We start from the raw sequence: 10,000 nt of genomic DNA on the forward strand, positions 1-10,000 counted from the left end.
GTAGCCGTATCGGAAGGTGCGGCTGGATCACCTCCTTTCTATGGAGAATTGATGAACGCTGTTCATCAATATAAGTTTCCGTGTTTCGTTTTGTTCAGTTTTGAGAGAACTATCTCTCATATATAAATGTATGTTCTTTGAAAACTAGATAACAGTGTAGCTCATATTTTTTAATTTTTAGTTTGGTTAAGTTAGAAAGGGCGCACGGTGGATGCCTTGACACTAGGAGTCGATGAAGGACGGGACTAACGCCGATATGCTTCGGGGAGCTGTAAGTAAGCTTTGATCCGAAGATTTCCGAATGGGGAAACCCACCATACGTAATGGTATGGTATCCTTATCTGAATACATAGGGTAAGGAAGACAGACCCAGGGAACTGAAACATCTAAGTACCTGGAGGAAGAGAAAGCAAATGCGATTTCCTGAGTAGCGGCGAGCGAAACGGAACATAGCCCAAACCAAGAGGCTTGCCTCTTGGGGTTGTAGGACATTCTATACGGAGTTACAAAGGAACGAGGTAGACGAAGCGACCTGGAAAGGTCCGTCGTAGAGGGTAACAACCCCGTAGTCGAAACTTCGTTCTCTCTTGAATGTATCCTGAGTACGGCGGAACACGTGAAATTCCGTCGGAATCTGGGAGGACCATCTCCCAAGGCTAAATACTCCCTAGTGATCGATAGTGAACCAGTACCGTGAGGGAAAGGTGAAAAGCACCCCGGAAGGGGAGTGAAAGAGATCCTGAAACCGTGTGCCTACAAATAGTCAGAGCCCGTTAACGGGTGATGGCGTGCCTTTTGTAGAATGAACCGGCGAGTTACGATCCCGTGCGAGGTTAAGCTGAAGAGGCGGAGCCGCAGCGAAAGCGAGTCTGAATAGGGCGTTTAGTACGTGGTCGTAGACCCGAAACCAGGTGATCTACCCATGTCCAGGGTGAAGTTCAGGTAACACTGAATGGAGGCCCGAACCCACGCACGTTGAAAAGTGCGGGGATGAGGTGTGGGTAGCGGAGAAATTCCAATCGAACCTGGAGATAGCTGGTTCTCCCCGAAATAGCTTTAGGGCTAGCCTTAAGTGTAAGAGTCTTGGAGGTAGAGCACTGATTGGACTAGGGGTCCTCATCGGATTACCGAATTCAGTCAAACTCCGAATGCCAATGACTTATCCTTAGGAGTCAGACTGCGAGTGATAAGATCCGTAGTCAAAAGGGAAACAGCCCAGACCGCCAGCTAAGGTCCCAAAGTGTGTATTAAGTGGAAAAGGATGTGGAGTTGCTTAGACAACTAGGATGTTGGCTTAGAAGCAGCCACCATTTAAAGAGTGCGTAATAGCTCACTAGTCGAGTGACTCTGCGCCGAAAATGTACCGGGGCTAAATACACCACCGAAGCTGCGGATTGATACCAATGGTATCAGTGGTAGGGGAGCGTTCTAAGGACAGTGAAGTCAGACCGGAAGGACTGGTGGAGTGCTTAGAAGTGAGAATGCCGGTATGAGTAGCGAAAGACGGGTGAGAATCCCGTCCACCGAATGCCTAAGGTTTCCTGAGGAAGGCTCGTCCGCTCAGGGTTAGTCAGGACCTAAGCCGAGGCCGACAGGCGTAGGCGATGGACAACAGGTTGATATTCCTGTACCACCTCTTTATCGTTTGAGCAATGGAGGGACGCAGAAGGATAGAAGAAGCGTGCGATTGGTTGTGCACGTCCAAGCAGTTAGGCTGATAAGTAGGCAAATCCGCTTATCGTGAAGGCTGAGCTGTGATGGGGAAGCTCCTTATGGAGCGAAGTCTTTGATTCCCCGCTGCCAAGAAAAGCTTCTAGCGAGATAAAAGGTGCCTGTACCGCAAACCGACACAGGTAGGCGAGGAGAGAATCCTAAGGTGTGCGAGAGAACTCTGGTTAAGGAACTCGGCAAAATGACCCCGTAACTTCGGGAGAAGGGGTGCTTTCTTAACGGAAAGCCGCAGTGAATAGGCCCAAGCGACTGTTTAGCAAAAACACAGCTCTCTGCGAAGCCGTAAGGCGAAGTATAGGGGGTGACACCTGCCCGGTGCTGGAAGGTTAAGGAGAGGGGTTAGCGTAAGCGAAGCTCTGAACTGAAGCCCCAGTAAACGGCGGCCGTAACTATAACGGTCCTAAGGTAGCGAAATTCCTTGTCGGGTAAGTTCCGACCCGCACGAAAGGTGTAACGATTTGGGCACTGTCTCAACCAGAGACTCGGTGAAATTATAGTACCTGTGAAGATGCAGGTTACCCGCGACAGGACGGAAAGACCCCGTGGAGCTTTACTGTAGCCTGATATTGAATTTTGGTACAGTTTGTACAGGATAGGCGGGAGCCTTTGAAACCGGAGCGCTAGCTTCGGTGGAGGCGCTGGTGGGATACCGCCCTGACTGTATTGAAATTCTAACCTACGGGTCTTATCGACCCGGGAGACAGTGTCAGGTGGGCAGTTTGACTGGGGCGGTCGCCTCCTAAAGTGTAACGGAGGCGCCCAAAGGTTCCCTCAGAATGGTTGGAAATCATTCGTAGAGTGCAAAGGCATAAGGGAGCTTGACTGCGAGACCTACAAGTCGAGCAGGGACGAAAGTCGGGCTTAGTGATCCGGTGGTTCCGCATGGAAGGGCCATCGCTCAACGGATAAAAGCTACCCCGGGGATAACAGGCTTATCTCCCCCAAGAGTCCACATCGACGGGGAGGTTTGGCACCTCGATGTCGGCTCATCGCATCCTGGGGCTGTAGTCGGTCCCAAGGGTTGGGCTGTTCGCCCATTAAAGCGGTACGCGAGCTGGGTTCAGAACGTCGTGAGACAGTTCGGTCCCTATCCGTCGTGGGCGTAGGAAATTTGAGAGGAGCTGTCCTTAGTACGAGAGGACCGGGATGGACGCACCGCTGGTGTACCAGTTGTTCTGCCAAGGGCATAGCTGGGTAGCTATGTGCGGAAGGGATAAGTGCTGAAAGCATCTAAGCATGAAGCCCCCCTCAAGATGAGATTTCCCATAGCGTAAGCTAGTAAGATCCCTGAAAGATGATCAGGTTGATAGGTTCGAGGTGGAAGCATGGTGACATGTGGAGCTGACGAATACTAATAGATCGAGGACTTAACCATATAATATGAAGCAAATGTTATCTAGTTTTGAAGGAATATGCCTTCATAGTTTGGTGATGATGGCAGAGAGGTCACACCCGTTCCCATACCGAACACGGAAGTTAAGCTCTCTAGCGCCGATGGTAGTTGGGACCTTGTCCCTGTGAGAGTAGGACGTCGCCAAGCAACTGTAAGACGAGTCAGAATGACTCGTCTTTTTTGTATGCTTTCATACCTCTACTAATTGCTTGTTTAACTCCTTCTAAATAGGCAAAGCCATGCCTTTTATCTGGTTCTAAGTAAGTACCTTCTGCCCATTCATTCCACGCATTAATAAATAAAAACTCGCTGTTGTAAAGAGAATAGGTGCGCTGGATTTGCTTACTTAAATATATCGTGAACTTCTCAGGAGTAGAGCCTACGAAAATGCTGCTATTTAAATCTTTGCGGCGTGCTGTGTTATCCCAGTCAACAAAGGCACCGGGAAATGTTTTTTTCTCTGAAGGAGATCGTTTTAATATATACATCCACACTTTATCATAATCCCAAGCGTTTATTTGTTTACCAGATTCATATATTATCTTATTTATGTCGGAAGAACTATCATGAGCAATTGTATAAAAAGGCTCGAATTGAATGCTAGCATCAAATCCATTTATATTAGGAAGTGGAAAGCTGTTTAATGTTTCTGTGAAGTATATACCTTTCAAACCATTTTCTTGTGCGAGTGTATTCCAGTAGTTAAGCATCTGCTCACAATTAGGTATATGCCCAGGACGATAAATAATGAATAGTGGTTTATCATCTATACGGATATACCTCTCATCTTGGAAAGCTTGTAATAAATAATCAAAGTGTTCTTTCCAATCTGATAATTCTCCGTAATTTTGAGGCATTAATATGTGACTATCAAGACCATCCCAAGTTTTTGTCCATGGTTCATTTGCCCAAGATAGGCAAAATGGAAAATCTGGTTCGCCCATCTGAAGTACCTCATTAAATGGTCTCTCCAATAGCCTCTTCCCTTTAAACCAGTAATGGTAATAACAAAAACCATATATGCCGTGTGCTTTAGCAATTTCTGCTTGCCACTTTCTTACGGATGGGGTGGTTAAGTCGTAATAAAAATCTTGATAAGGTTCTCTAGGTTGATAATGTCCCGAAAATAAAGGTCGTGCACTTTTAGTATTTGTCCATTCAGTAAAACCTTTTCCCCACCATCGGTCATTTTCTTTTATTTGATGAAACTGTGGTAAGTAAAAAGCAATTATTTTCAAGATATATCCCCCTTATGTGCTTCGTAGTTCAAGTGGTGGGAAGTTATTTTTGATTTTTCGAATCTAGTTAAAGCATGAGAACCGTTATTTACTTACTCTGTTTATGCCTCATAATGAATTTTTTTGTATAGTTTGCTTGATATGGAAATCTTTAATGTTTTAATATATACGGCTGAGAAATAAAATAATCTTCATTATACAATGAGCGAAAGAGTTAATCTTTTTGGAGAACAAATAGAGCTTGGGGTAATCGGTTTGCATCATCAAAAAAGTCCCGCAGCTTTAAATACTTCTCATAGTGATTTTTAATATAAGTTCTAGGTATAACAGTTTCTCCGTAGAAGCTACTATTTCTAACGTCTCCAGCTCCCGTAGGGCTGTGGACAAAATTGCCGCTTTCATAATCCGAGATGGCACGATTTATATCTGGAAAAGCTTGAGATAAAGTTTTATGCCATCCTGTCTGAATTAATTCAGGGTGTTCCTTAAATTGTTGACAAAAATCGAGAAAATAGCGCGCTTGTGTTGTGGCGATGAAGATGCCACCTGGACGAAGAATTCTTGAAAATTCCTTTATCCAATTTTCTGCAGTTTCTTCGGATAAATGTGAGAATACAGAATAAGCGAATATGATGTCTAATGAATTGTCATTAATAAATTCTGCAGGAGGTTGTGGGGGAGCTATTTTATATCTGCCTCTTCCTAAAGTTTCGTTACAAAGGTTAATCATTACAGGGTCTACATCAATACCAAGCAAATTTTTATGGCGAACATCTTTAAAAAAGAAGCGTATGATTCTTCCCCAGCCACAACCAAAGTCTAAAATTTTCCGTTCTTTATTCAAGGGAACGCCTAAATTATGGGCGTATGTTTTTACAAGTCTATAAAACAAATATGCTTCATAAAGAGCATGTTCATAGGAAGCACCTACAAACTGTTGTTGAATTTCTTCAGGGGGGAACATAGGTACTGGGACACCATTTATCTTTGTTTGTGAGCAACTTTGTACAAATAGATGAAGAAGATCAACATCAGAAAGCGGGCTAACAAGGTTATCAAAATCACTTCCTAACTTAAAGTCATCCATTTGTTAACCTCCAAATTATATAGTGCCTAAAAATTATTTTCTTGTTTTCTACTAATAAAAACGTGTAAAAATTCAGCATCTAAGCCCAGTGATTTATCCTTTTGTAAATAAACTAGGGTATACATATTTGCATGTGTATAAATATATTCAATCATATCTTGGCCCCAATCAAATGTTACTAAAGACCCATTCTCATCAATAGGATTTCCGTGATAAATTGGCTCTTCAATATACTCAATTCCATCCTCATTGATTCTTGCCCTTTGCAAAGTTTTTGGAAGAGTGTGGTACCAAGGGACAGTAAACACATGAGCACCGCCAGGCTTTAATACACGCTCTATTTCTTTAAAGGCTTTGTTTGGTTCCATTACATGTTCAAAGACATCTTGAGTAATGAACAAATCAAAAGATTCATCTTGGAAAGTCATGTTTTCTAAGTTCTCGCATCTAATCCCTTGAAAGTATTGGCCGAGAGGATAGTTTTTAAAGTATTGAGAGTATGTATAGTTTTTGCAGTTTTTTATTAGTAGTTGAGTTGTAATCCCTCCAGGTGAGGATTCGTGAATATGATAGGAACCCCATTTTGGAAAAAATGTATTTAAAACATGAATTAAAGCTCTTTGCCTTGGTATAGAGTGGCATGTAGAACATAAGTAGTGATCTCTAAGCCAATCGTTATGCTCTATAAATGTAGCTTCCTTCTCACAAATAACGCAGTATCCGTTATTATGTTTCAAATTACCTTCCACATGACATCACTCCTGTGTAAAAATGCATATGGCACATGCGTCAATAATCAGTGAATTCAAAGAGGGTAGGTGAAATTTAGGGAATCTATAACAGTAAAATTGGTAGAAGGGAATAATTAGCGGGGGAGAACCCCACTCTAATTAAAGTTTCACTTTATGCTATGCGATACATTCGCTTTTATTCATTGAAGAATGTATCGATTTAAAATATCCCTTTCGTGTACGGATACATTTCAAAGTCTTGTGCATATATTTCTGTAACTAACGCCATTGTTTCTTCATCATAAAAACTTTCATATGTCGGAAAACGAGGGAAGGCGACATCTGTAATGCTGAGCTCTGCATAGCTTCCTGTATACATCATTTTATGAGCGCGATGATGATCTGAATTTGTAAGTAGCGCTAAATTAGATTTAACCAAATCGTACGTATGTTCTATTTTGGTGATTTGTGTATTAAAATCTTCTAAAGGAATATAGTGTTGGATGAAATTTTCTTCACCCGGAACGTATTGCTGACTAAAATGTATATCCATTGCTATGGAATTGGGGCCTAATGCTCGAACGTAATATAAAAATTGTTTAAATGATATTCCTCGGTTACTATATTTGTCATTATATAAATACTGGCGGATACTTTCCCATTGAGGAATTGCATATGGATTGTCAGCAAGTAATAAAAATGAGCTGACGGCCCTTGTATAGGGATTTCGTACGAGTTTACAAACATCTTTTTCTGCTGTTAGAAGACCATTTTGTAACTCTGGTATGTAGTGGGTGTTGTTTTTATACACCCAGAATTCATAGTAATGAATAAAGTCATGGTATTTCTTTGCTTCATTAAACAATCCAATTTGAAAAAAGAACCAATTAGCTAAAGTAGTGCATCCGCTTCTGTGGCTCCAGAATAGTATAAGGGGAAAGTCTTTATGGAAATGTGGGATTCGATCTTTATGTAGAATTACATGATTTAAAAGCTCTTGATTTACATTCTTCATACATGTAGTGCTCCTTTTTGAAAGTTTTATTTATGGAGAAGGGGAAAGCTTTTACTAATCCAATATATTCATAGGAATGAGTAAATATTATGAGTGTTTTTTCGGGCGGCTTAAATAAGGTAGTGATTCTAAAGGGGAAATAAAAAATAAAGATAATGAAAATTTATAAGGGGCATACAATTATAAGAGACTCAATAATAGAATTGACTAAGTTCATTTATTTGTATTTCTAGGTGTGATAAGCAAAAATCTTATTACTAGAGAGGATATTATGCGGAAGAATAATTATTTAATAGTAGGTGGAAATAGTTTCATTGGTATTAACCTCGCATTAGGTTTATTGAAAAAAGGCCAAAATGTAAAAGTATTTTCCAGACATATAAATAATTTTCCTCAAAATATTATAAGTGAGGTTGAATTTATTAAAGGTGATTTAGCAAATGTTGAAGATATATATAAAGCTTTAGTGAATGTGGATATAATTATTTATTTAGCTGCAACGTCTAATGTAACAACTTCAATTGAAGATGTTTTCGGAGATATAAATAGTAGCCTTTTTTTTCTTAATTTCATGGAAAGTGCTAAAAATTTCCCTATTAAAAAAATCGTATTAGCGTCTTCTGGAGGCACAGTTTATGGTGAACCGGAATATCTGCCTATTGATGAGGAACATCCATTAAAACCACTTTCTCCTTATGGAATAACAAAGGTGTCGCTTGAAAATTATTTGTACTTTTATAAGAAAAAATATGGAATGGACTATGTTGTATGTAGATATTCTAATCCGTATGGAAAATATCAAAACCCGTTAAAGAAAGTTGGAGCAATAAATTGTTTTTTGTATCAGCATCTCAGTAATGAAAAGATTAATATATATGGGAATCCACAAGAGATTATTCGAGATTATATTTATATCGATGATTTAGTGGAAGTTACTATACAACTATCGCAATTAAATCACTTGAAATTTTGTGTGTATAATATAGGTAGCGGAAAGGGTCTCTCTTTAAAACGAATTATAGTAGAATTGGAGAAATTAACGGAAAGAAAAGTGGAATTTATCTGCTATAAACAAAAGCAAGAAAACGTTCAAAAAATCATTTTAAATATAGATAGAGTAAGACGAGAATGTAATTGGGAACCGAAAGTGGATTTCAAAAGTGGAATTAGATTAAATAAGCTATGGATTGAAGAGTTCTTATATAGTAAAAAATAATAAGCCATGCCCTACTTCTGTATAAGTAGAGCGTGGTTTATTATTTTATTTCTTTTTTTATTACCCAAAGATCTTGATGTTCCCACCAAAAACCTTCAGTGTATTTTTTGATAATAGGATTATAAGGTAATAATTTAATTTTGTCACATACGTAAGAGGGGCTAACAATCGTTTGCCCGTATTGATGAACATCTAAATCGAGTTGTTCGCTAGAGGGAAGAAACCAATACCCCTGTTCATTTAAAGCGGGAAAACCGAAGTGCTTTTTACTTTGATATCCATGAGTTGTGAAAATGAATAATCCGTCAGGGGAAACAGCGTTATACAATGTTTGAAGCCAACGAAACCAAGTTGTATCAGGCATATGAGAAAAAAAGGATAGACAAAAAACGATATCATACGTAGACGAGGCTAATTTTACTTGTTCTGGTTCAGGGTGAGATAATAGAGATGAAGTATGTAATGTGTTTTCAATAAAAGTAATAGCCTCTTCGTGTATATCGCAAGTAGTTATACTTAAGTTCGTTTGCTGATTTAATAAATGACGTGTTACGCAGCCATATCCGGATGCGAATTCTAATAATTGAATTGGAGTGTCTACAGGAGGATAAAAGGAAGTAATTAAATCTAAGAGTGTTTCTGCTGATTTTCTTCCATCTTTAAAATAATAATCTATTGCTTCTTTTTTAGATGGAAAGACTGGATTTGTGATAAGGAATTGAAAGATATGATCTTCTGGGTGGATATTTGCACTTACATTGTATTTTTGTGCAATTTGAGAAATCAAATGTTTATTTGCCTCTATAAATTCTTTCAAAGAGTAACACCCCTTAAATAATAGTAATGTCTTACAAGAGATACTGATGATAAAGAAAATATATAATTAAACCTTCAAATATGCTTCAAGGTACTTTCTATATGCATACATTTTCTTTTTTGAAATGTCGTCGATAGTAAAGGTGTCTTTAATGAAATTCTGCATTTGTACAACTTCACTGTAGTGGGAATATGAATCTTCTGTTCTTGTTACGCTATTTGTATGTCGTCTATGATAGTTTAGAGGTTTTGGATTAAAATAAATGTTCCCCTCTTTAAGGAGAGAAACATAGAAAAACCAATCGCCAGCTATTTTAAACTTTTCCAATTGTTTTGCTATTGTTTTTATATCTATGTTTTTAAAAACTACACTTGAGACATTAGGTATGGTGTTTTTGATAAGTAACGTATCTTGTATTTCATCTATCCCTTTTCGGACATAAGAACTCTGCCATTTTTCCTTATCAATATCATTTGTGTAATCCAAATAATGATTGGCCAAGATATTTCCTTGTTCATCTATTTGTTTTGATTGTGTGTAGCTTAAGGCAACATCACTATCTATATGAAACCCTTGTATTACTTCTTCTAAAAATGTCTGATCACATAAGTCATCGGCCTCAGCAATCCAAATATAATCACCGGTTGCTGCAGAGACACCTTTTATCCATTGTTTAAATACAGAACCAGAATTTTTATCATTAATAATCTGCTGAACTTTCAGGTGGTGTTTATTTTCATTTGAGAGCAGCTTTTCAAATATAGATACGCTA

7 protein-coding genes and 3 rRNA genes (2 of these 10 cut by a window edge) are annotated in these 10,000 nt (G+C 39.0%); 4 read left to right on the forward strand and 6 right to left on the reverse strand.

The window, feature by feature from the left end; translation table 11 throughout:
* From MKY00_RS01580 to rrf, 3 genes are all read left to right on the forward strand, one after another.
* Window positions 1-38, forward strand: a 16S ribosomal RNA gene (locus MKY00_RS01580) (it extends 1,513 nt beyond the left edge of the window).
* A 146-nt stretch (window positions 39-184) separates the two neighbouring features.
* A 23S ribosomal RNA gene (locus MKY00_RS01585) occupies window positions 185-3,106 on the forward strand.
* 49 nt (window positions 3,107-3,155) lie between these two features.
* Window positions 3,156-3,271: ribosomal RNA gene (gene rrf, locus MKY00_RS01590) — 5S ribosomal RNA — on the forward strand.
* Together the 16S, 23S and 5S rRNA genes form the textbook arrangement of a ribosomal RNA operon.
* Window positions 3,272-3,285: 14 nt before the next feature.
* Here the strand turns inward: rrf and MKY00_RS01595 are convergent.
* The 4 genes from MKY00_RS01595 to MKY00_RS01610 all read right to left on the reverse strand — a co-directional run bounded on the left by MKY00_RS01595 (window position 3,286) and on the right by MKY00_RS01610 (window position 7,195).
* A complete protein-coding gene (locus MKY00_RS01595) occupies window positions 3,286-4,362 on the reverse strand; it encodes a glycosyltransferase WbsX family protein (RefSeq protein ID WP_016716309.1) in 1,077 nt (358 codons plus the stop codon).
* Window positions 4,363-4,576: 214 nt separating this feature from the next.
* Window positions 4,577-5,449, reverse strand: a complete 873-nt coding sequence (locus MKY00_RS01600) for a class I SAM-dependent methyltransferase (protein ID WP_016716310.1) — start codon at window positions 5,447-5,449, stop codon at window positions 4,577-4,579.
* 26 nt (window positions 5,450-5,475) lie between these two features.
* Window positions 5,476-6,198, reverse strand: a complete 723-nt coding sequence (locus MKY00_RS01605; RefSeq protein ID WP_016716311.1) for a class I SAM-dependent methyltransferase — start codon at window positions 6,196-6,198, stop codon at window positions 5,476-5,478.
* Window positions 6,199-6,400: 202 nt separating this feature from the next.
* Window positions 6,401-7,195, reverse strand: a complete 795-nt coding sequence (locus tag MKY00_RS01610; protein ID WP_016716312.1) for a sulfotransferase family 2 domain-containing protein — start codon at window positions 7,193-7,195, stop codon at window positions 6,401-6,403.
* A gap of 271 nt (window positions 7,196-7,466) precedes the next feature.
* Here MKY00_RS01610 and MKY00_RS01615 point away from each other — a divergent pair, with 271 nt between their 5' ends.
* Window positions 7,467-8,411 carry an NAD-dependent epimerase/dehydratase family protein gene (locus tag MKY00_RS01615; protein ID WP_001230824.1) on the forward strand — a complete coding sequence of 315 codons (945 nt, stop codon included), beginning with the start codon at window positions 7,467-7,469 and terminating at the stop codon, window positions 8,409-8,411.
* Between the two features lie 40 nt (window positions 8,412-8,451).
* On the opposite strand, the gene MKY00_RS01620 is transcribed toward MKY00_RS01615, so the two are convergent.
* Window positions 8,452-9,228, reverse strand: coding sequence for a class I SAM-dependent methyltransferase (locus tag MKY00_RS01620; RefSeq protein WP_016716313.1), 777 nt, complete (start codon window positions 9,226-9,228; stop codon window positions 8,452-8,454).
* Window positions 9,229-9,294: 66 nt separating this feature from the next.
* Window positions 9,295-10,000 carry the final stretch of a glycosyltransferase gene (locus tag MKY00_RS01625; protein WP_016716314.1) on the reverse strand. It continues 1,226 nt past the right edge of the window, so 706 of the gene's 1,932 nt are visible here — the last part of the coding sequence; the start codon falls outside the window, past its right edge; its stop codon occupies window positions 9,295-9,297.

Source organism: Bacillus sp. FSL R9-9834 (assembly GCF_038006905.1).
In the GTDB taxonomy this organism is placed as follows: Bacteria; Bacillota; Bacilli; order Bacillales; family Bacillaceae_G; genus Bacillus_A; species Bacillus_A pacificus.

Excerpts from the sequence above, each read along its gene's own strand:
- MKY00_RS01615 (WP_001230824.1), top strand. The coding sequence starts at position 7,467 with ATGCGGAAGAATAATTATTTAATAGTAGGTGGAAATAGTTTCATTGGT.
- MKY00_RS01610 (WP_016716312.1), bottom strand. The coding sequence starts at position 7,195 with ATGAAGAATGTAAATCAAGAGCTTTTAAATCATGTAATTCTACATAAA.
- MKY00_RS01600 (WP_016716310.1), bottom strand. The coding sequence starts at position 5,449 with ATGGATGACTTTAAGTTAGGAAGTGATTTTGATAACCTTGTTAGCCCG.